Origin of the sequence: Clostridium sp. YIM B02500, from assembly GCF_022324665.1 — a bacterium.
Taxonomy (GTDB): domain Bacteria; phylum Bacillota; class Clostridia; order Clostridiales; family Clostridiaceae; genus Clostridium; species Clostridium beijerinckii.
Genome location: NZ_JAKGTE010000001.1, coordinates 112,199 through 137,587, shown reverse-complemented (window position 1 = coordinate 137,587; position 25,389 = coordinate 112,199). Strand labels below are relative to the sequence as shown.

At 29.8% G+C, this 25,389-nt stretch carries 15 protein-coding genes; 14 read left to right on the top strand and 1 reads right to left on the bottom strand.

All coding sequences use genetic code 11. The annotated features are described in order from the left end of the window. Positions 1-23: 23 nt before the first annotated feature. Entirely contained in the window at positions 24-1,112 is a 1,089-nt protein-coding gene (locus L1S46_RS00460; RefSeq protein WP_012060889.1) for a glycosyltransferase, read from the top strand. Between the two features lie 228 nt (positions 1,113-1,340). Next, on the top strand, positions 1,341-1,895 hold the full coding sequence (locus tag L1S46_RS00455; RefSeq protein WP_012060888.1) for an acyltransferase: 555 nt from the start codon (positions 1,341-1,343) through the stop codon (positions 1,893-1,895). A gap of 3 nt (positions 1,896-1,898) precedes the next feature. Here L1S46_RS00455 and L1S46_RS26245 read toward each other — a convergent pair whose 3' ends face one another. After that, positions 1,899-2,030 (bottom strand): hypothetical protein, encoded by a 132-nt coding sequence (locus L1S46_RS26245; protein WP_274603555.1) that lies wholly within the window; start codon positions 2,028-2,030, stop codon positions 1,899-1,901. Positions 2,031-2,424: 394 nt separating this feature from the next. Between L1S46_RS26245 and L1S46_RS00450 the strand changes: the two genes are divergently transcribed. From L1S46_RS00450 to L1S46_RS00395, 12 genes are all read left to right on the top strand, one after another. Further along, the gene (locus L1S46_RS00450; RefSeq protein ID WP_238898779.1) at positions 2,425-3,426 is read left to right on the top strand and encodes a hypothetical protein; all 1,002 of its coding nucleotides are present in this window, start codon (positions 2,425-2,427) and stop codon (positions 3,424-3,426) included. Positions 3,427-3,560: 134 nt separating this feature from the next. After that, positions 3,561-4,721, top strand: coding sequence for a glycosyltransferase (locus tag L1S46_RS00445; RefSeq protein ID WP_238898778.1), 1,161 nt, complete (start codon positions 3,561-3,563; stop codon positions 4,719-4,721). A gap of 41 nt (positions 4,722-4,762) precedes the next feature. Then, a complete protein-coding gene (locus tag L1S46_RS00440) occupies positions 4,763-5,731 on the top strand; it encodes a glycosyltransferase (RefSeq protein WP_012060885.1) in 969 nt (322 codons plus the stop codon). A 140-nt stretch (positions 5,732-5,871) separates the two neighbouring features. Then, positions 5,872-7,053: a glycosyltransferase family 4 protein gene (locus L1S46_RS00435; RefSeq protein ID WP_012060884.1), complete on the top strand. Its 1,182-nt coding sequence runs from the start codon at positions 5,872-5,874 to the stop codon at positions 7,051-7,053. A gap of 34 nt (positions 7,054-7,087) precedes the next feature. Further along, complete coding sequence (locus L1S46_RS00430; RefSeq protein WP_012060883.1) at positions 7,088-8,518, top strand: lipopolysaccharide biosynthesis protein; 1,431 nt, start codon at positions 7,088-7,090, stop codon at positions 8,516-8,518. A 40-nt stretch (positions 8,519-8,558) separates the two neighbouring features. Further along, positions 8,559-10,526, top strand: coding sequence for an ABC transporter ATP-binding protein/permease (locus L1S46_RS00425; RefSeq protein ID WP_238898777.1), 1,968 nt, complete (start codon positions 8,559-8,561; stop codon positions 10,524-10,526). A gap of 1,028 nt (positions 10,527-11,554) precedes the next feature. Further along, positions 11,555-13,336 (top strand): cell wall-binding protein, encoded by a 1,782-nt coding sequence (locus tag L1S46_RS00420; protein ID WP_012060881.1) that lies wholly within the window; start codon positions 11,555-11,557, stop codon positions 13,334-13,336. A 432-nt stretch (positions 13,337-13,768) separates the two neighbouring features. Next, on the top strand, positions 13,769-15,190 hold the full coding sequence (locus L1S46_RS00415; protein WP_012060880.1) for a cadherin-like beta sandwich domain-containing protein: 1,422 nt from the start codon (positions 13,769-13,771) through the stop codon (positions 15,188-15,190). A gap of 322 nt (positions 15,191-15,512) precedes the next feature. Further along, positions 15,513-17,747: a cadherin-like beta sandwich domain-containing protein gene (locus L1S46_RS00410; protein WP_012060879.1), complete on the top strand. Its 2,235-nt coding sequence runs from the start codon at positions 15,513-15,515 to the stop codon at positions 17,745-17,747. 269 nt (positions 17,748-18,016) lie between these two features. Further along, entirely contained in the window at positions 18,017-19,324 is a 1,308-nt protein-coding gene (locus tag L1S46_RS00405) for a methyl-accepting chemotaxis protein (RefSeq protein WP_012060878.1), read from the top strand. Positions 19,325-19,596: 272 nt separating this feature from the next. Next, entirely contained in the window at positions 19,597-21,699 is a 2,103-nt protein-coding gene (locus L1S46_RS00400; protein WP_238898776.1) for a cell wall-binding protein, read from the top strand. A 315-nt stretch (positions 21,700-22,014) separates the two neighbouring features. Further along, positions 22,015-25,332, top strand: a complete 3,318-nt coding sequence (locus tag L1S46_RS00395) for an Ig-like domain-containing protein (protein WP_238898775.1) — start codon at positions 22,015-22,017, stop codon at positions 25,330-25,332. The last annotated feature ends 57 nt before the right edge of the window (positions 25,333-25,389 follow it).

Here is a 25,389-nt window from a genome sequence, read left to right as displayed (position 1 = left end):
TTCATAAATAAAGGAGATTATTGATGAATATATTATATCTTAACAGAGGTATGGGCCTTGGAGGAGTTGAGAAATGTATTATTCAACTATGTAAGTTATTCAATAGCAGTAACAAAGTTATAGTTGCAAGTATGGGCGGTGAATTAACTAAGGATTTAGAAAAAATGGGAGTTAAACACTACAATATTTTAAATACAGATTCCAAGAATCCCGATATTATATTAAATAACTTAATAGCCATATATAAGATGGTGAAAAAGGAAAATATAGATATAATTCATAGTCATCATAGAATGACAACATTATTAGCTAAATTAATATCGAAAATTACTAAAGTTAAAGTAATACATACTCAACATTTATGTATAGAAGATAAGTTTAAGTTAACGAATGTATCTTTAAAAGGCATTAAAACAATAACTGTAAGTGAAGCAGCTAAAAGAATTTTAATTGAAAAGGCTGGTTTAGAAGAAAAGAATATAAAAACTATATATAATACTGTAGAAACTGAGCATGATAGTAAAGAAGTTGATGATAAGCTTTTAGAGCTAAAGAAAAAAGGATACTTTATAGCAGCTCAGGTAAGTAGAATAGTAGATTACAAAGGAATCTATGATTTTATTTCTATCGCAAAAAGTACTGCATTAGAAAATGAAAAAATAAAGTTTGTATTAATAGGTGATGGACCAGAATTAAGCAATATTAAAGAACTTATAAAGAAAGAGAAATTAGAAGATTATATTTATCCGTTAGGTGCGAAGGATAACATTATAGAATACCTAAAATATATAGATGTATTATTATTATGTTCCTATATAGAAGGATTACCACTAACTCCATTAGAAGCATTTTCACAAGGGGTTCCAGTTGTAGCTACCAATATAGATGGAACAAATGAAGAAATAGAAAACGGATATAATGGGTATTTAGTAGAGGCTAAAGATATTGAAAGCTTTAAAGAAAAAATACTTGAATTATATGAAGATGAAGAAAAATATTCTTATATGAAGGGTAATTGCTTTGAAATTTTCAATACTAAATTCAATAAAGAGATATATTTTAAATTACATCTTAAAGAATATAAAGAAATTTTAAGCCATGAAAGAAAATAATGAGTCCAAAATGTCATGATTATTTTTCATTATGTGAGGAAGCAGATTGAACTCATAGCGAGTCTATTAGTAAAATCTGCTGGTAAGAAGAGAACCCAAATCTATGATTTGGTGTAAATCGCTTACTCATGGAGCGTAACAAGTCGAGTTCCCTCTATAATGGAAAACAGGATTGGTAGATGGATTTGTTATTTTTTTGATTATAATTTAAGTTAGGTGAAATAAAGGATGATTGGAAAAGGTATTAAGTATTTAAGATCATTAATGAGAATTGTTGTATTAAAAATAAGATATAGCAATAGAATTGAGTTTGAAATTAAGAATTTAAAATCACTTTATATAGGGAAAAGTGTAAAAATAAGAATAAGTAAAGGAAATGTATTATCTCTTGGCAATAATGTTTATATCGAAGATTATTGCAGCTTCGAATGTATAAATGGAAGTATTTATATTGGAGAGAATACATTTTTTAATACTAATAATAAAGTAGTATCTTTAGAAAAAATAAGTATCGGATCAGATTGTTTATTTGGACCTAATATAGGGATTTTTGATCATGATCATCGCTATGACATTAGCGATAAGCCAATAATATCTCAAGGATATAATACTAATGAAATAAATATAGGTAATAATATTTGGATTGGATGTAATTCTACTATTACACGTGGAGTAAATATATGCGACAAAGTGGTTGTTGCTGCCAATTCAGTTGTAACTAAAAACATTGTTAATAAAGGGGTTTACGGTGGGGTTCCCGCTAAACTTATTAAAGAACTGTAATGACTAGTCAAATTCTTCTCTATTAGATGATATATATCGTCTCTTTAATCTGTTATTTTCTTTATATTTATCCAAAGATGAATATATAATTTCAACTTTTGGGTAATCTATATATAGAACTTTAAATTCAGTCATATAAAAAAATAACAAGTCCAAAATGCTATGATTATTTTCATTAGGCAAGGAAGCAGATTGGTCTCATAGCGGGCTATTAGGGTAATCTGCTAACATAGCATAATGGGAAATAGGCTTAGCAGATGGATTTGTTATTTTTTGATTATGCTTAAGAAGGGAGTAACAGATGCTTTTCGTTCTGAATGTATTATTTGATATTTTTATCTTTCAAAATTGTCTAATTGCGTATATTCCACAATTGGGGCATATTGATGAGCTATTCACATTTATGCTGATAATTCTATCAGTTTTTTATATATTTAATGGAAAAAATAAAATAAGCATGTATTCTAGTGAAGTCAAATCTATAATTTTATTTTTTTGTTTGCTGCTTGTAGGAGTAGCAGGAAACGTCATGCATAAAATTCAACCAGAGAAGATTGCTATATATAAAGATATTTTAGCTATAAGTAAATTTGTAGTTTGTTACACATTTACGCTAATTGTATCAAATAATATAGATAAAGATTTGTTGTTAGAAAAGGTAGCAAAAAGATCAAGAATTTACGTAAATATAATATTTACTTTTTTGATTTTAAACATAATTCATGATATAGGAATGTCATCAGATATAAGATATGGAATAAGAAGTTATAAATTTCTATATCAGCATCCAACATATTTGGTTTCAGCAATTGTAATATTTTTATGTGTAATATTAAGTGATAATAGAAAAAAGTTTGATAATTTTATTATTTTTGAATCAATAGCTATATTATTTTTTACATTAAGAAATAAAGCATTTGTATTCATATTAGGATATTTCTTTATGAAATTAGTTATGAAATATGCTAAATCTATAAAAATAAGATATATATTGATACTTGCTGTCATAGGAATCTTCTCGACATATAACAAAATAATGGAATATGCATCATATTATCTTACAGCTGCTCGGCCAGCGCTATTTATAGTAGGTTATAAACTAGCTTGCAAATATATACCTTTTGGAAGTGGTTTTGGAACCTTTGCATCAGAAATATCCGGAGATTATTATTCGCCTATATATTATGAATATGGAATAAATGTAGTTAGTGGATTAGAGGAAACCGCTCATTCGTATATTGGTGATACTTTTTGGCCTTATGTATATGGTCAATTTGGCTTTTTGGGTTTAATTATATTTTTATGGATTATATTGAATATATTTAAATCAATACAGAAAAGATATCAGTATAATAGAGAAATTCAATCAGCGGCATTTTTGCTGCTATTATATATTTTAATAGCATCTACTGCAGAAGCTATATTTACGGATGTAACAGGCTGCTTTACTTTTGCTGTGATTGCTACTTACTTAGGAAACAATATTATAGACAGTGATTCGCAAGAATGTGTTACTGCTAGTATAGAATAAGATAAAAATTAATTATCTATTTATAATTGAAGCTTGATTTCATGAGAAGAATTTACTCATGAATCTTAGAAAGCAGAGCTTCATATATGTGAATGATAATTATAGTGCCTGATATCAGATGAAGGAAGGTTGTTATGGAAAATAAAACGTTAAGAGTTCTCCAAGTTGTGGATTCATTAGGAGCTGGAGGAATTCAAGCCTTTATATTAAATATAAATAGAAATATGCATTTAGATAAAGTTAAGTTTGATTATGTAGTATATAAGAATAAAGAAGAAACTGAATTTTATGATGAAAGTGTTGAGAAAATGGGTGGACAAATAATATGTCTAGAAAAAAATACTGGGATTAAAAGGCTAAAATCTTTTGTAGATTTATATAGATTACAAAAAGACAAAAAATACTCAGTAGTACATATACACGGCGATCGTGCAAAAAGCTTTTTTGAAGCAGTTGTTTTTAAAATATGTAAAACACCTACAATTATTATGCATTCACATAATGATAGAATAAGTAGAGATAAGAGGTTTTATCATTTACATTTAGGAATACAGAATGTCATAAGAAGCCTTTGGAAATATGTAGTTGATTATGAATTTGCATGCTCAACTAATGCGGCGCAATGGATGTTTTCCAAGGAAGATGTAAGAGATGAAAAGGCTAAGGTTATAAATAATGGTATTGATGAAAAAAAGTTTATTTATAATGAAGGGATAAGAAAAGAATATAGAAGAAAATTAAATTTGGAAGACAAATTTGTATTAACTCATGTAGGGCGCTTTAGCTATCAAAAAAACCATGATTTCTTAATAGATATTTTTAATTCTGTGAATAAGCAATATAGTAATTCAGTGCTATTGCTAATTGGAGAGGGAGAATTAAAAGAAAAGATTGAGGATAAGGTTAGATCACTGAATTTAGAGGATAAAGTAATATTTTATGGACTTTGTAATGAAATTCATAACATTCTACAAGCGTCGGATATATTTGTTTTTCCATCTCATTATGAGGGGCTTCCAGTGGTTGGAATAGAAGTTCAGGCCGCAGCTTTGATGGCTGTAGCCTCTGATGCTATAAGCAATGAAATAAAAATAACTCATTATTGGAAATCTGCTTCTTTAGATAGTCCACCAGAGGAATGGGCAAAGATAATTCTGAAATATAAAGATGGATATAGCAGAAAGGATACTTCTGAAGATATTATAAAGTCAGGTTTTAGCGCTAGAGCAATATCAAGAAACTTGGAGAACTTATATATGAATGCTGATAATAATCAAAAAAGTGGTAATAAATAATTTAGTATAGAATATCTTAGTGGTTCAAGGAGAACAAATATATGATAAGTATTATTATTCCAGTTTATAATGTTGAAGAGTATATTAAAGAATGTTTAGATAGTCTTTTAATGCAGACGTATAAAGATTTGCAAATATTGATTGTTGATGATGGATCAACAGACAAAACTATGGATATAGTTAAAGATTATGAAGATAAATTTGAAGACTTCACTATATTGTATCAAAAGAATCAAGGTGTATCTGTTGCTAGAAACACAGCATTTGATTATATAAAAGGTGAATATACTATATATATTGATCCAGATGATTTTTTGGAATTAGATATGCTTGAGAATATGTATAATAGAGCAGAAAAAGTTAATGTTGACATAGTAATAAGTGAATATTACGTATATTATGATGAAAAAGATAGCAGAAACTATATTGAGAAATATATGATAGATCCAAGAAGAATATATAACAATTATGAGGTTATGAATCTTATGCTGAATTATGAATTACAAGGTCAACTATGGAATAAGTTTTTTAGAACTGAATTATTAAAACAAATTGAGTTTAAGTTTGAACCTCATAGATATATTCAGGATGCATTTCCAGTTTTTAAAGCAATACATTTAAGTAAGGGAATAGCTTTTATAGATAAACCATTGTATTACTATAGACAAAGAGCAACATCTACAGTTCATAAGAAAAATGCTAAGCTCGCAGAAGATTATTATTTCGCTATGAGCAGTATTATAAATTATATAGAAGATAAAAATATAAAAGTAGATAAGAAAAGCTTAAACATTTTTAGAATCAAAGTATTATCTCATTTCATAGCTCACTACACTAATGCACATGAGGAGAATAATCTAAAAAGTTTTAAGGAAAGTAAATATAATGAATTGAGTGTGAAAAATAAGGATTTTTTATTTTTAAATGAGATATCTAAAGACGATAAATTAAAGCTATTTTTATGGAATTGTGGTTTATACCCAGTTCTGAAGAAAATAAAAAATAGATGATAGATTTAAGGTAGAGAGACTTTGGTAAGAAAATATTATTATGTACTCAGGCGCAATTTTAAAAATAATAGACTAGTATGTTTTCCTATTTCGCATAATTGGTCGATTATTTTCATTCATGTGCCTTATAAGGAGAAACTATGAAAATATGTTTTATAACTACCACAATTTTTAATTTGGGAGGAGTTCAAAGAGTAGTATCTGTTTTGGCTAGTGAATTAAGTAAAAATAATAAAGTTGATGTAATTTGTACAGATAGAACTTTTAAAGTTAATAGAGAAATGTATAATTTGAATTCTAATGTAAGTATAAAGTTTAATTCAGAGCTGTTACATAAGAAGTTTACTAACAAAGTTATATGTAAGATTTCTAGAGAGGTGAATTCTATAACTGGAATTTTAAATAATTCTGTTATGAGTGATTTATTACTTTACGGATATTGCCCTAATGAAATTCAAGATAGGTTTATAAATTATCTAAATACAAGAAATTATGATGTTATCATAGGTATAGAAGGTTATTATAGTATAGTTCTTGGAAAAATAAGTGATAAGTTAAATGGTAAGACTATAGGATGGATGCATAATTCTTATGATGCGTATTTAAATAATAAGGGCAAATATTATTGGAAGCAAGACGAGTTGTTTAAAAGATATATACCAAAATTAAATTATAATGTAGTTTTAACTTATGATGACAAGATTAGATATAAAGAAAAGCTAGGAATAGATTGCAAAGTAATTTATAACCCTCTAAGTTTTGAATGCAATAAAAAATCTTCGTGCGATAAGAAAAGTATAATTTTTGTTGGAAGATTGCTAGAGCAGCAAAAGGGATTAGATCTTCTTATTGAAATTTTTAATATAATTCACAAAAAGAAAAGTGATTGGATTTTAAAAATAGTTGGAGAAGGTCCTGATAGAGAAAGTCTAATAAATCATATTGAAAAGTATAATCTAAAAAATAATGTAATATTGCTTGGTCAATGTGATAATGTTAAAGATCATTATTTGGAATCTTCAATTTTTGTTTCAACTTCAAGGTGGGAAGGCTTTGGATTAGCTATCACAGAAGCAATGGAATGCGGATTGCCAGTAGTGGCTTTTGATAATTCTGGTCCTAAAGAAATAATAAGCAAGCCGAACATAAATGGAGTTTTAGTTGGGAATTATAATATTAACAAATTCGCTGATGAGATTATATCATTAATAGAAAATGATGAGAAAAGAGCAAGTATGTCATTAGAATCTATAAAAAGAGCTCAAGATTTTAAGATAGATAATATTATTAAACAGTGGATTAAAATTATAGAAAAACAATAGATGCATGATGTAAGTATTTATAACCGGAGGAATCATGAGAGAGTATTCAAATTTAAAAAGTGGAATAATGATTACGTTCATATCTAAATATAGCAATATATTTGCACAGTTAATTATAAATTCAGTGTTAGCTAGGTTATTGATGCCAGCAGATTTTGGCATAATTGCAGTAATAACTGTATTTATATCATTTTTCAATATGCTTGGTGATATGGGGATAGGACCCGCTATAATACAAAATAAATCTTTAGATGAAAATGAGATTTCAGATATATTTAAGTTTTCGATAATTGGATCTATAGTTATAGCAATTGGATTTTACTTTTTTTCTTATTTTATAGCTTATTTTTATAATGATAAGATATATATAAGATTGGGAGGATTATTATCTTTTTCTGTGTTATTTTTTATATGTAATATAGTACCAAATGCTATATTATATAAAGCTCAAAAATTTAAACAAGTAGGAATAATAAATATAATTGTAAATGTAATAGTTGGAACTTTGACAATATCTCTTGCCTTTAAAGGATTCTCTTATTATTCATTAGTTTTTGATTCTATATTAAAAAGTTTATTTATTTTTGTATTGTGTTTTATGGCATGTAAATTAAAAATAAGTAAAGGTTATTCATATGGTTCTATAAAAAAGATAAAGAATTACTCAAGCTTTCAATTCCTATTTAATTTTATAAATTATTTTACAAGGAATTTAGATAACATATTAATTGGTAAGTTCTTAGGCGCATCAACTTTAGGGTATTATGATAAATCATATAAGCTTATGCTTTATCCAGTACAAAATTTGACGAACGTAATAACGCCTGTATTGCATCCAGTATTATCTGAATATCAGAATCAAAAGGATATAATTTATGAAACATATATAAAAGTTATAAAAGTTCTTGCTTATTTAGGAATTTTTATAAGCGTATATTGCTTCTTTTCTGCAAATGAAATAATACGCATAATGTATGGTCCTAATTGGGATGCATCAATACCAATATTTAGAATATTATCAGTGACAATTGTGATACAAATGGTATTATCAAGTATTGGATCAATATTTCAAGCTACTGGTTATGTTGATAAATTATTTTCTACAGGAGTAGTATCAGCAATATTCACTGTAAGTGCAATAGTTACAGGAATAATGAATAGAAGTTTAATTATATTATCGTTAGGATTAGTTATAGCATTTATATTAAACTTTATCCAATGTTTTTACGTACTTATAACTCAGGTATTTGAAAAAAGCTTTATTTCATTTTTATTACAATTAAAGAACATTCTTATTATAGGTGTATTAATGGTTGTAGGATATATATTAATAAGCAAAATAGTAATAAACAATATGTTAGTAAGTGCAATATTTAAATTTATTATTGGAATTATAACTTACTCTATAGGATTATACATAACAAAAGAATATAGACTATTGAAAAAGATAATTTTGAGAAAATAGAATTGAAATGTTGATAAAATCAACAAGGAGTATACGAAAAATGGCTTTATTAGAGTTGAGAAATATTAATAAGTATTATAGATTAAAAGATAATGATAAATTTCATGTATTGAATAATATTAATCTATCTTTTAATGCTGGAGAGTTAGTTTCTATTATAGGAGAGTCAGGTAGTGGTAAATCTACATTAATGAATTTAATTGGTGGATTAGATTCTGATTTTTCAGGAGAATTACTTGTAAATGAAAAAGATATTAAAAAGTTAAGAAGAAAAGAGCTTGATAAATATAGAAAAAATGAAGTTGGATTTATTTTTCAAAGTTTTAATTTAATTGGTCACCTATCTGTTTTGGATAATGTTACGATTGCAATGACACTATCTAATGTTAGAAAAAAAGAAAGATTAAAACGTGCAAAAGAAATATTAAGAGATTTAGGTTTAGAGAATCATATAAATAAGAAACCAAGTCAATTATCAGGTGGTCAGAAGCAAAGAGTTGCAATAGCTAGAGCTTTAATAAATAATCCTAAAATAATTATTGCTGATGAGCCTACAGGTAGTCTAGATTCAAAAACTACAATTCAAGTTTTAGAAATAATGAAGGATATTGCTAAAAAGGGAAAGCTAGTAATTATGGTTACTCACTCTGAAAGAGTAGCATCCGCTTCAAGTAGAATAATTAAAATATCAGATGGAGAAATAATTGATGATAACAAGGTCATAGAATTAGATAATGAAGTTAATATAGAAAAACAAGATAATATTAGAAAGCAAAAGCAAAATCTTAGTTTAATATCATCTGCAAAATTAGCGCTTGTTAATATGAAAGAAAAACTTCCACGTAATATACTTGTTTCTGTGGGAGGAAGTATAGGAATAATGAGTATAATTTTAATGTTGTCATTAGGCAATGGAGTGAAATCTTATTTTAATAAGACTATGAACAATTATGTAAACCCATTAGTAATAGAAGTTAATATGCCTAGTGAAGAAGATGAGGATATAAATTTAGATGTCACAACAGTTCAGAAACCGGATGTTAATTCTACTAAACCATTTGAAGAAAGTGATATTGATACATTATCAAAAATAGAAAATGTATCTTCTGTGGAAAGAGGCTATAGTATAATTTCTCTTGGGGCAAATTCATTAGTATACAATAATAAAACTAATAATTTAATGAATGTTTCAACAATATCTTCAAATATAACGGCGGCTAATGTTGAAACTGGAACATTACCTAAAGATGGGGAAGTATTAATTAATAAAGCATTAAGCGATAATTTGGGTAAAGATATTATCGGCCAAAAAGTGAATTTACGCATACTTGCTAATCAAAAGATTTTAAATAGAGACTTTATTGTAAGTGGCGTTTATACTACAACAAGTGGAGATTTAACTGCAAATATGAAATCTGCTTTTTTAAATTATGCTGATTTAGAAAAATTATATTCAGATAACGGCTATAAATTGAAACCTAATGTGATTTATGTTAACACAACAAATAGCAAATATACCTCTCAAATTAAACAAAAGGTTAATGAACTTGGTTATTCACAATCATCTCAGGAACAAATGGCATCTATGTTTAATCAAATGATAGATATATTAACATATGTACTATCAGGAATTGCAGCAATATCTTTAATTGTATCAGCGATTATGATAATAGTTGTTATGTACATAAGTGTTGTAGAAAGAACTAAAGAAATAGGAATAATAAAAGCAATTGGAGCTAGAGCAAAAGACATACGTAGAATTTTTGTTTCAGAAGCTTTTTTAATAGGATTTTTTAGTGGCGCAATAGGTTTAGTTGGAGCATATTTAATTATGAGAGGAATAAATCTTATGTCAAATAAACTATTTGGAGTAAGTGTAGTTTTAATAAAAAGAGAATATGCAATACTTGGAGTTATCGTAAGTATTGTAATAAGTACATTAGCAGGTTTACTACCAGCAAATAAAGCTGCAAGGTTGGATCCAGTAGAATCATTAAGGAGAGAGTAAAGAAAATAAAAGTAAAATAGCCTCGAAGCTATTAGCAGTATTTATTAATAAGAAGGTAGCTGGATCATTTACTTTCTTATAGGCGGTAATGAAATAAAGTCAAAAGTTTAGTTACATATATAGATATCAAATATAAAGGGTTAACTTATTAGATAAGTATATTTACAAATTTTCTAAAACTTTAATTTCATATATTTAATAGAAATTATAAATATGGGTTATGCACTTAGTATGGGGGAGGTGCATAACCTATATTTTTTATTGGCATGCCTAAAAGATAGTCTTTTCTGCTTTAAACAAGGTTTCTTCATCAATTGAGTATTGTATTTAGGAATTAGAATTATGATTTTATTGATGTAAGTATTTTTATTAGATAGTTTAAAGAATGTTTTATATAAGGTCTTAATGAATTAGGATTCATGGACGGCTATAAGTGTAAGATATTATAAAGTAGAAAATCATATGTCGATTTTTGTATTTCGTTATAGGAAAGTGGAATTAATGAATGTATATTACACTAATACCATGAGTTTTCAACCTATAATTTAAAATCATTCAGGAATTGTTAAGGAAATTCAATTATAATAAAGATACGGGTAAAATTCTTAGCATTCTAAAGGAAAGCTTTAAAGTCAAGCTTTTGTAGCCTGTTTTCATATATAATGCTTATGTTAATATATTAATTACAACCAGGTAACGTATATATGAAGATAATTAATTGGAGATTAGTATAATTGTGCTCAAATATTGGTATTTTATTAAGTAAATCTTATAGAAACTTGGCCCTTAATTTTACAGTTAAGTATGTAGATTTACAATAAAAGAATAAAATTCAGCAAGTACTAATATTTTATTAAAAAAATATCGACAAAAACCTCCAAATAAATACAAAAAGACGTAGACAAGCATAAATAAAGTTGCTATAATAATATTCGTAAACCAGAATAATATTTTTAAACCAAGATATTATTTTTAAACTAATAAATAATTAATAAACCAAAAAATGAAACTCTAGGAGGAATATACAAATGATAAAAAGAATGACTAAAGCAACATCGTTACTAGTAGCTGCAGCTGCTATTATTTCAATAGTACCTGCACATGCAGCTGACTACACAAAAATCGATTCACAAGAAGGTACTATCTATGATGCAGTAGCATATAAAGATGGTAAGTTCTATGTTGATGGAGAAGTTAATGACAAAGACGAAGCAGCTTATTATTTAGCAGATGGTAAATACAATAATTTATCAGATATTGATAGTGGAGCAGATACTGATATTTATGGATCTAAATATTTAGAAGTACAAGATGGTGACTACTTTGTTGACTTAGATAATGGTTCAGTAACTGATGAATCTATAAAAGAAAATGCAGAAGATGATGCAGCATCAGCTTTAAGAAAGAACCTTAAGAAAGATAATGATAAAAGATATGCTTCAAGCGAAGCTGAAACAATTCAAGATTTAGCTGGCGCAGAAATTGCAGGAAATAAATTCTCAGCTCCTTGGTATAAATTTGAATATACAAAAGATAATGCAACAAACGGTTCAGTTGCTAAATTAAATGTTTATACTGATGCTCAAGGAAATTACATTGATGCTGATTACAATTTAGGATCAATTAAAGTAACTACAACTGCATCTTCAACAACTTCTAAAACAGTAACTATAGCTAATACAGATGATTCTTATGATGCTGATGGTACTTCTGATGCTACTGGAAAAGAAAAAGTTTCAGCAAGTGTTGATACTTCTGCAGGAAAAGTAATTGGACAAGATGCAAACTACATATACAGAACAGCAAAGGTTACTGTAAATGCTGCTAATGGAGCTACAATAACTAAAATAAATGGAATGGATGTTACTGTTGATGGTGGACATACATTTACTGTAAGCAATGGTACATTAGGATCAAGTGCTAGTACAGTTGGATTCAATGTTATCCAAAAAATATCAAAAGCACAAGCTTCAGGTAATGTTGATGGAGCTAAATATGCTAAATCAGTAACAACTTATATAGTTTCTGATGAAGATGGAAAAAATGAAGCTTTCGCTTATGATAACTATACTGTTGCTAACGGAAAAATAGTTGGTTATACTGCTAATGGTACAAATGTAAAGACTGCTACAGGAACATTAAGCTCAAAGAACGGTTATTACTATGTTGATTTAGGCGATGAAGCAAGTGAAGATGTAAAAGAAAATGGTACTAAGAGTGCTGTTGATACAGATGTAGATGGAAACCTTTGGAGATTAGATGCTGGATACATCTACAAATGGGATAATGATGAAGATTGGACAAAAGTATACAAAGTAGATGGATCATTTGATCAAATGTCAGTATACAACCAAGATAATATCGTAGCTTGGAGTAAAGAAGATGATGTTTACTCAGTAATTGGTGGTAAAGGTACAACTACACCAACAGATCCTACTCCAGTTGTAAATAAAGGATGGGTTAAGACTGATGCAGGTTGGACATTCTACAATACTGATGGAACTCAAGTAAAAGGACAATGGGTTAACGATGGTGGAGTTTGGTATTACATCAAAGCTGATGGAACTATGGCAACTGGTTGGATTCAAGATGGATCAACTTGGTACTATTTACAATCATCAGGAGCAATGAAAACTGGTTGGTTAAATGATAACGGAACTTGGTACTACTTACAATCATCAGGAGCAATGTCTACTGGTTGGTTAAATGATAATGGAACTTGGTATTTCTTAAATTCATCAGGAGCAATGTTAGCTAACACAACTGTTGATGGATACAAATTAGGAGCATCAGGAGCTTGGATTAAGTAATAAATTAAAATAAATAGAAGTTTAGATAATAAATTTTAACTTCTACAACATAATACTAAAGATAAAAGATTACTTTTGAATAATTTCCTTATTCAAAAGTGAGTATAGGTAATGAAGGCTGCTCATAATGGTTTATTTAAATCGTTATGAGCAGTTTTTTTGTGGTATCATTAAATAGTATTTTTACTAAAGTGTTAAAATAAAATTAATATAAAATTAAGATTTAAGATTATTCATCCGCGTTTACAGTAAAGTATTATAATGGTAACATTATTATTAGAAGAAATATAAAAATAGAATTAATCATATTGGATTCACAGCTTATTAATATACATATAGAAGTGAGTATCTGTAGAATTTATACTCTATTTATATATTAAATATAGAGATTTAGTTTAGAAATATTAAGTGGTGACAAAAGGGGGGCAGAATATGAGTAAAATGGTCAGAAGGATAATTTCAACATTTTTTATTATTTATAGCGTTTCATTTTTACAGACAAGCTCTTTGAATTTGCTTATGACAAAGGTTTATGCAGAACAAGATAATCCTTCTTTAAAAGATATTTATTTAAGTGATGGAGGAAATCTCGATTTTTCAGAAGATAAATACTCATATGTCACAGATGTTGGTAATGATATTGATCAAGTGTTAATTAAGGCTAAACCGTATGATTTACTAGATACGGTTAAGGTTGATGGAGAAATAGTAACTAGAGATGATAGTTATAGAAAAGTCGTACCTTTAGTAAAAGGTAAAAATAAGGTAGAAATAGAAGTCTTAGATAATAGGAGCGATGCAACATCTACCTATAATGTGTATATTTATAAGGGAGGAAAAGATGCTGTTTATCTAAAGGATATTAATATAAATGATAGTAATATTGGATTTGATAAAAACACCAATTTCTATAATATAGAGCTAGATGAAGGAACAAATATGATGGAGCTTGAGGCAACTCCAGAGGATGGAAACTATTCAATGACAGCCAATGGAAAGCAATTAAGTAATGATTCTATAAAGGTTAAGTTTAATGGTATAGGAAAATATACTATTAATCTAGGGGTTAAAGATGATGATACTCAAAGAATTGGGAATTATACTTTAAACATGTATTTAGGTATTCCGGTAACACCGAATGTTCAGGATACAATTAATTCAATAATAAAACCTAATCAATGGGTAATAGTTAATGGAAGATGGAGGTATAATGATACCGCAGGTAAGTGTTTGAAAAATACTTGGTATTATGACAATAAATATAAAAGTTATTTTTATTTCAACGCTAGAGGAAATATGCAGACAGGTTGGATGGAAGATGACGATAAGTGGTACTATCTGGAGGCAAATGGAGAAATGCAAGCTGGATGGTTATATTATAAAAATGAATGGTACTTTTTAGATAATAATGGTGTAATGAAAACTGGTTGGATTAAAGATAATGATAAGTGGTATTTCTTGAAAGACGATGGCACGATGGCAACAGGATGGATAACCAGTAATGGAACTTGGTATTTCATGGAGCGTAATGGTAGTATGAGAACAGGGTGGATATATTATGGAAAACAGTGGTATTATCTAGAGCAATCGGGCGCCATGAATACTGGATGGGTAAATGAAAATAATCAATGGTATTTTCTAAATGCTGATGGCAGCATGAAAGCTGGAGAATGGGTGTATTGGAAAAATAACTGGTATTATTTGAATTACGCGGGTAATATGAGGTGTGGATGGCTTTATAAAGATGACAAGTACTACTATTTTAATGAGGATGGCGCTATGAGGACTAGTCCTGTAGAAATTGATGGATATATATATAATTTTAATAATGATGGTTCCGTGAATTTTGGGTAATTACCATATCTAAATCTGACTTTTAATTATTTGAAAAAAGCAAGTTTTGTGTAACATTATAGTAGAAAATACAGAATATATTAGAATAAAAGTCAAAAAGGAACCAATATTTCCAGGGAAATTTGTATATTGTAGAGGAAATAAGTATTAATAAAGGCAGCATATCTATGTTTATTTAATTAAAGAAACTTTAGGAAAATTCGATAATAAATATAGTATAGATTATATACTTTATAAACTTGAATATACTATTTCTGGTATTTAAATACATTTGAAATAGATGATAATAAATTTCGTAAACATAAGATGGGAGGACATACTAATGAGTGCAAAAAAAATCAATCTTAATAAGATTACTTCTTATTTATTAATTTTTACTGTATTTTTTACACTTATGCAGACAGTAAATTTACAGAAAGCTAGTGCAACTGATGAAACTCAAGTAAAAGGTCTGCAATTTCACATAGGAGATGTGAATGGAAAAACTAAAAATATTGATGGAAACGAGAAAGATGGATATTTATGTGAATTCCTTCCAATAGGTGAAAATTTCACTTTGGTAGCTGATTCGGGTTATTCTATTGTAGGTGTTCAAAGTAGTAACTCAAGTTTTATGAATGTTAAAGGAATTCCAAATTCAAGTGGAGGAAAGGATTATGTAGTAAATACAATAACTGATTATAGTGATTTTACACTTACGGTGACTATGAAAGATAGTTCAGGAAAACAATTTATCTATCCAATAAAGATGAAGTTTGAATCAGATTCTTCTCTTTCGTTCGGAACTTTAAGGGTTACATTAGATGGTAAAGCAACTTACGATTTACTTTTCACACAAACAGATGCAAATGGAAACTACAATATTCCTGATGTAAATTCTGATGTTAAAATGGCGAAAGTTCAGTTGTTCGACAATAATAAAACGCCAATGAATTTTTCTGCTAATGGAGGTAGCAGCGCTGCTGAGGCGACTGTAAACTTAACTGGTGGAGACAATGTTATAAGTATAGCTGTGACAAACCAAAATATCTCTAGACAATATAAGTTGATTATAACTAAAAAAGGAGAGGCTAAATTACAATCATTAGTGCCATCAACGGGTACTTTATCACCAGCATTTAATTCAAGCACTTATGACTATACACTTCAAGTGCCAACGGCTCAAACAACAATTGCATTTACACCAACAGCGGTAGATAATTCATCTACTATTAAAGTTAATGGTGTGACTGTAAAAAGTGGAAGTAGAAGTCAAAATATAAAGTTAGACGAAGGAGAAAATGATGTCGAAGTTATTGTTACAACTAAGGATGGGGATACAAATACATATAATATTAAAGTAACACGTACAGCTTTATTTAGAAGTTCTCAGCTTATTGGGTTGACACTGACATCAGGAACTCTAACTCCTGCTTTTAATAAAGGAATATATGAATATTCAGGAACCGTCGATAATAGTGTTACATCAATAGGGGTTACTCCAACAGCAGAGGATGTTAATGCGACAATTACGGTTAATGGAAAGAAAGTACCTAGCGGTGCAACTTCGCCTTATATAAGTTTGGATGAAGGTGGAAATACCATAAATGTAAAAGTTACAGATTCTAAAGGAAACAGTAATACATATGTATTAAATATTACAAGAAGATATCCAAAAGATAATGTTAATTTAGCTAGTCTTTCTGTAACTGATGGAACAATGTCACCAAAGTTTGATCCAGAAACTTACCTTTATAGTGTTAAAGTAGCTAGAAATATTGAAAAAGTAAGAGTTATGTATACTTCACAAAATGACAAAGCAAAGATTAAGATAAATGGTAAAGAGTATACTAATGGACAATCTGATTACATAAAACTTGATATAGGAGCGAACCTTGTAGTTGTTGAAGTAACTGCTGAAGATGGAAAAACAACGACTACTTATAAGTTAAGTGTAATTAGGGGAGATATAGAAGGAACTAATCAGTGGGTACTTGTTGGAGGAAATTGGACATTCTATAATGCAGCTGGTATGCAAATTAAAAATCAGTGGGTTAAGTATGACAATCAATGGTATTTCCTAGATATAAACGGGTATATGCAAACTGGATGGATACAGGATTCTGGTAATTGGTACTATTTAAATAAAGATGGTATTATGCAAACAGGTTGGTTTTATGACAAAGGATATTGGTATTACCTTGAAGCTAATGGAGCTATGAGGGTTAATACATGGGCTACTTACGATGGAAAATGGTATTACTTTAATAACTTTGGAGAAATGCAAACAGCTTGGGCACAATATAAAGGTAAATGGTACCTTATGGATGATCATGGGGTAATGCAAAAGGGTTGGGTGACCTATGATAGAAATAAGTACTACTTGAATGATGATGGTAGTATGAGGACAGGATGGTTATATAATGGAAAGTCATGGTACTATTTAGATGATAGTGGAATAATGATAACTGGATGGAAGAATATAAATGGAAAGAATTATTACTTCGATGCAGGTGGAGTTATGAAGACAGGAATGTTGTTCCTTGATGGGCAATGGATAAATTTGAATAATGCATAATTAAGAATAGAAGTGATATCTTATGATAGGATATCACTTTTATTTTTGTACAAAGGATAAGTTAAAACTATGTAACATTATTTATATATATGTCCAAATAATGTTATAATTGTAGAGTTATGTTTGTATTAGTTGAATGTAGGAAAAAATAATGATATTATAAAGTTGGGTAGGATAGTAAATCACTGTCTATAAATATGAATCTATTTATTAAAATATTTCATAAGTGAATGCAATTAGATTGGAAGGTACATATAGGAGGAGACAAAATGAATAAAGAGAAAAAAAATGTATCATTAAAGGTTAAACTTCAAGTTTCGTATGTAATTATGTCTATTTTGGTATTTATATCAGGAATAGTGAATTTTAAGCAGCTTAGTGATATAAAAAATGGTATTGCCAATGGAGATACGCTGGCAAGAGATATTACGACAACTGTAGTGGTATGTATCATAAGTATAATTGCTGCAATTTTTGCTGGATTTTACATGCATAAAAATATAATCTCAAGGTTAAACAGTCTTCAGAAATTTGCTATGAAATTGGCAAGCTATGATTTTTCAGAAGGTATTGAAATAACTAAAGATGATGAAATTGGGGCGACTGGAAGAGAATTAAACGTAGCTCAGGAGAATGTAAAAAATCTTATTTCAACTATTTTAAATGAAGCTTGTAATATGAGTGGATTAAGTCAGGAACTATCTGCGAATGTAGAAGAAGTATCAGCCAAGCTTGATGAAGTTGATAATTCATCCAAAAATATAAATGTTACAATGACGGAAACAAGTGCAACGGCAGAAGAGATTGCTGCTTCTATTGAAGAAGTTAATTCCAGCATGGAAAGCTTGGCAAATAAAGCAGCCGATGGAAGTACAAATGCTGAAAAGATTCAGAGAAGAGCTGAAAAGGTCAAGGAAGATAGTAAAATTGCTATTGCAAATACAACACAAATAAGAGAACAAAAAGAAAAGGATATAATAAAGGCAATTGAAGATGCAAGAGTTGTTGAGGAAGTTAAAGTTATGGCTGGGGCTATAGCTGATATTGCGGAGCAAACTAATCTTTTGGCACTAAATGCAGCAATAGAAGCGGCTAGAGCAGGAGAATCAGGAAAAGGTTTTGCGGTTGTTGCAGAAGAAATTAGAAAACTTGCAGAGGAATCTTCCCAAACTGTTTTTACAATCCAAGATACAATATCTAAGATACAGGATGCAGTTAAAAATCTCTCAGATAACAGTAATGATATACTTAACTTTATGTCGAGTGAAGTTAATAAGCAGTTACAGGATTATGCTAAGATTGGAGAAAAGTATAGTAATGATGGTGATTTTGTAAGCTCAATGTCAGAGGAACTAGTATCAATGGCTCAAGAGGTTGAAGCTACAGTTGAGCAGATAAATGAAGCACTTCAAAGTACAGCTGCAGATGTTCAAAAATCTTCTGTTAATAGCGAGAAAATACAATCAGAAATAGAAACTAGTTCATCAGCTATATCGCAAGTAGCCAATGCAGCAACTCAGCAAGCTCAGATAGCAATGCATTTAACGGAATTAGTACAAAAATTCAAATTAAAATAATAAGAATAAATATTTAAGGAATAAATTGATTAAAGAGTTTTAGAATAACCATATCAAAGATATAATTTTTGTATCACGATATGGTTATTTTTATGCGGATATTTATAGCTCAATTCGTAAATATAGTTATATCATTAATTATATAATTAGATATTTGTCCAATGAATTTTACATAATATAATGCACATTAAAAGTAACTATATATTATTAGAATATTTAAACTCACCAGTATAAATGATATAATATATATAGATATTTTGGAGGCGATTGGCATGATAAGAAGAATTAATAAAATATTAGCACTTATATTAATTGGGACAAGTATTATAGCTACAATACCAAATAGTGTTTTCAGTACTCCAGTTAAAGCGGAGACTAATGATATTTCAAAAATAATTTTAAATCCCCAAACTAATAACATAGCTCTTTCTGGAATTGATATAGGATCAATGGTTCCTGATGGAGATACTCTTATAGGAATGGCCGAAAACACAACTATAAACCCTCAGTTAGAAAATGGAGTAAAATTGATGTTTAGCAGTAAAGGCGCAAAGTCAATCGATAATGAGGAATGTGGCAAGTTATCGTACAATCTGTCTGGTTCGCTAGTTGATGAAATTTCAGCACAAGTTTATGAGGTGTTGAAAGATCCAATAACAAATGCAGTTGTATCGAAGGCAGAATCGGCTACAGGAGGTACTATACCAGAGGAAACGCTTAAAAACGTAATCGAACCTATAGTGGAGAAAAACTTACAAGCAGCATTACCAAGTGCTATTAAGAGCAGATTTCAGAATATCCCTATATATCAGTATACTGGGAAAAATAATTCTGGTGATGTCATAGCTCAGGCCTTTGTGGTAAAGGGGTTAGTAGGATCAATAGTTAATACTGTGGTAGGAAATGGCGCATATTGCATAAATACTTATAGTGCTAATGTGAGGAATGCATCTTACAGTAGCCTAGATATAGTTCCGTCATTGACATTTGACCCAGCAGTAGGTACAACGGCTTATTCAAAAGTAATTAATTTAGATAATGGTTCTAAAGTTATTGGTGATGGTATGAGTATCAATGTTATTGATTCCGTAAACAACAAGGTATATGTAATTAATAACCCAATTTATAATATGTTAAAGGCAAAACAGGGGCAATCAGATAAAATAAATAGAGATTTAAATATTATTGATTTTAATGGTGTTACTAATTTGAGTGGCAGCTTAAGTTTTCCTTTGGATATAGATGGAACTAAATTCTCTATTTTAAGCTTATCATTAACTAAAAACGGAGATATCACAGCAAATAAAAGTTATAAATATGCTGTTGTAGTTGGAGATTACGAAAAGAATTTATTAGATAATATGATTGACGGAGTTAATCTAGGTAATGTTGGGGATAAGATAAAGGTAATGATAAAAAGTGGGACATACAATATGATTCCAGATATAAATACTCAAATTGGCGGCTTGATAGATAAAGGTAAGAATGAATTTGATAAAACTATAGATGGAATAAGTGATGGGATAAATGACATAAATGACTCCTTAGATGATCTTACCGATGCTCTTAAAGATAAGAATAATGATGTTGATGATGCTTGGGATAAAGTGTTTGACAGGTATGATAATGATAAAGGCTGGGGAAAACATGATGGATATATATACTATTATGATAAAGACGGAGTCAGTTTAAAAGGGATACAAAAGATAAATGGAAAAATATATTATTTTAATAGAATTGATGGGGCCATGGAAACAGGTTGGCAGATCGTAGATGGTAAGAAGTGCTACTTCGATAAGAAAAAGGGCTATGAATTGTTTAATCAATGGGTACAAGATGATGATTGGTATTATGTTGGTGAAGATGGAGCTGTTAAAAAGATGGAGTGGGTTAATTACAATGGTAAATATTATTACTTAAAAGCTGATGGGAAGATGGTAAAGGATTGGTTTAAAGTTGATGAGTACTGGTATTATTTTAATAATGATGGATCAATGTCAGCTTCAATTTGGAAATCTTCTAATGGAAAATGGTATTATTTAAAAGATAATGGACAGGCAGCTGGTGATTGGCTTAACTTGGGTAGTAATTGGTACTATTTTAAGAATACATCAGGAGAAATGCAGACAGGTTGGTTTAGAGCTAATGGAAATTGGTATTATTCAAATGATGATGGCTCAATGAAAACAGGATGGATTTATTCTAAGAATAATTGGTATTATTTAGATGAAGGTACGGGTGTAATGAAAAAAAATGAATGGGTAGTTATTGATGGTAAAAACTATTATTTTAATATTAATGGAGAAATGGTAACGGGATCAAGATATATAGATGGAACAAAATATATGTTTGGTTCAGATGGAACCTTATATTAATTGAAGTCATGAATTAAATCTAAGGGGGAAGACGGCAACTTTCCTCCTTAGATTTTTAAATTATACTCAATATGGGATATTTAATGTAAAATGGTATTATATCTATATAGTTATTCAAAAAAGCTTCGATAATAAATAGAGTAATAAGATAAATTCAGGAATATTATTTGGATAATTGTGTGATAAGAATTCAATTGTTCAAAAGTACATATTATCTCTGTTAAATTTTATTATAATAGTTGTTTGAATTATGGTAAGACAAAAGTACTTTTTAATATAAGGTACTATGAAAAATATAAGATAGGGGTAGATTTGATGAAATGGAAGTTTATAAATAAAATAATTTCAGCAATTACCGTTTCTATGACATTATTCACTCTAATTCCATTAAGGGCTTCAGCCGAATGGGTAAATGATTATCAAGGGAATTTTTATTATATGCAAGATAATCAAAAAGTTACAGGATGGAAGAGGATTGACGGACAGATATATTATTTTGATGGAAATGGGAAAATGCAAACAGGATGGATCAAAGCAGGCTCTTCATGGTACTTCTTGCAAAATGATGGAGCAATGAAAACTGGGTGGATTAATTATAATAAGAAATGGTATTATGCAGATTCAAGTGGTGTAATTCAAACAGGAATTGTTAATATCTCAGGAAAAGTTTATATTTTTGACGATAACGGAGCGATAAAGACAAATAATACAGTTATAAATGGAGAGTTTTACACTATTGGTTCTGATGGAGAAGTCGTTGGAACTAAAATGCCAACTCCAGAAAAAGAGTATGATGATTCAGGAAATTGCATTCAGGTATTGAAGAATACTGACAATAAGGTAATTACCTCTCCAACTGACTCGAAATTTAATGAAGTTATTGAGGATAAAACTGGATCAGATGACAATCCAAATGAAGGAAGGACCTTTAAAGTTTTACTTAAAGATTCAGATGGATCAGAGCTTAAAACTAAAACTGTTAAATATGGTAAGTCATTTGACTTATATAAGCCAACTAAGGATGGACGTGTTTTTGCAGGATGGAATGCTAAAAGCAATGGATCTGGAAAGAGCTACGATGCGGATGATAGTATAAAAGTAGAAGAAGATATAATACTATATGCACAATGGAAAGAAGATACATCGGTTTATGTAGAAGATATTAATATAAAAGGAAACTCAAATGTTACTGTAAATAAATCCGTTACAATGACAGCAGAAGTATCACCAAGTAATGTTACTAATGCAGATGTGACATGGTCTGTTTCTGATGAAACTGGAAAAGCAACTATTGATAGCAATGGAGTATTGACTGGAGTATCAGCTGGAACAGTTATGGTGAAGGCAACTGCAAAGGACGGCTCTGATGTAAGTGGAACAAAAGAAGTTACAGTTACAAACACAGATGTAGTGGTTCCAGTAAGTAAGGTTACAGTAAGCGGACAATCAGGAGAATCAACAATAACAGCTGAGAATGGAACTCTTCAAATGAAAGCGACTATATTGCCAGAAGATGCAACTAATCAAGCTGTAACTTGGGAAGTTCAAAATAATACAGGAAGCGCATCTATTGATTCTTCAACTGGGCTTTTAAAGGCAATATCTAATGGGACAGTTACAGTAAAAGCAACTGCAAGTAATAATGTTGTTGGAAGTATGACGGTAACGATAAGTGGACAAAGTACAAAAATATTGGTAACTAGGATGGATATTACTACAACTAAAACTGATTTTGCAATTACAGAAGATGGTGGAACATTACAATTGAACTTAAATATAACCCCAACTACTGCAACTAATAAATCAGTAAAATGGTCAATTAAGTCTGGACAAGACAAAGCGACAATTAATAGCTCAACTGGACTTTTAAAGGCGGTAACAAATACAAATGGAACACCAGTAACTGTACAAGCTGAGGCATTAGATGGTAGTGGAGTAGTTGCGACTAAAGATGTTACTATAAGTGGTCAAAAAATTAAGGTTTCTAAAATTACTATAGATGGACCAGATTCAGTAACAGGAACTGGAAAAGTAACTATGGATAAAACTGTATTACCAAAGGATGCAACTAATGGTGCAGTAGTATGGTCTGTTGAGAATAATACAGGAAGTGCTACAATTGATACTAATACTGGTGAATTAACTCCAAAATCAAATGGAAAAGTAACAGTAAAAGCGACTGCTACTGATGGAACGGGTATTAGTGATACGAAAGAAGTCACTATAAGTGGTATCGACAATAATATACCTGCAACTAAGATTAATATAGCAACAAAAGATGGAGCAGCTTTATCAATAACAGAAGATGATGGAACACTTGGATTGATAGCTAGTTTATTACCAAGTTATTCTACAACGACATCAGAAGCTGTAAATTGGGAAGTTATTAGTGGAAGTGATGGCGGAAGTGCTAAGATTGAAGGTGGAACAGTAGGAAGTTCTATAAATATAAAAGGAGTGACTAACGGAACTGTTACAGTAAAAGCAAGTGTAGTAAATGCAGATGGTACAACCGCAATTGGAAGTGCAACTGTAAGAATAGCTGGACAAATTACAAATGTAACAGATATAACAATAAGTCCTGATGAAGCTCCAGAAGTAGTGGTTGGTGGAACATTGCAGATGAGTGCTAGTGTAGATCCGAATAATGCAACATATAAAATAGTGAACTGGTCTGTTTCCAATGGAACAGGAACAGCAACAATTACATCTTCAGGAGTGTTGACAGGAGTATCCTCTGGTGATGTTAAAGTGATAGCTACTGCAGATAATGGAAAGGGAATTAGCAAATATATAACAGTAAAAGTAATTCCACAAGTTAAGGTTACTAAAGTTACAGTTAATGCACCAGATGGAAGTGGAAATGAAATAACGGATGGTGGAGCATTACAAATGACTGCAAGTTTTGAACCAACAGGGGCGACTAGTAAAAGTGTGACTTGGTCGGTAACTCCTGGAACAGGAAAAGCAACAGTTGATAGCAATGGGCTATTAAGCGCAGTATCAAATGGAACGGTTACTGTAAATGCAACTGCAACAGATGGATCAAAAGTTGTGGGAAGTCTGCCTATAACTATAAGTGGTAAAGTAGGGACAATAACTGTGACAGGAACAGGAAATATTTCTACAATAGTTATTCCAAATGGTACATTACAAATGCTAGCAACGGTGGGGCCAACAGATGCAGTTAATAAAGCAATAACTTGGTCAGTAACGCCTGTAACAGGAAAAGCAACAATTGATAGTAATGGAATTTTAACTGCAGTATCAAATGGAACGGTTACTGTAAACGCAGCTGCGACAGACGGGTCTGGAATTGTCGGACAGTCAGTTGTAACAATAAATTCAGCATCTGGAATCACAATAAATCAATCAAGTAATACAGTAGCTGTTGGAAACACAGTGAAATTGACTTCAGTTATAAGCCCAACTAGTGTAACAGGTAAAAAAGTGATATGGTCTATAAGTAATATAGACGGAACAAATACGGATCTTGCGACTATTAATTCAACTGGAGATTTAACAGCAGATTTAACAGCTTTAAAACAAGGCAGCGTTAATATAAAAGCAACTCTTGATGATGGATCAGGAATATCAGTTACAAAAACAATAATAATAAATCCAAATAGTTAAAGAGTGTATAAAATACTAAAGGAAAAATGGTCAAGTTGTAGTTTTATGACTTGACCA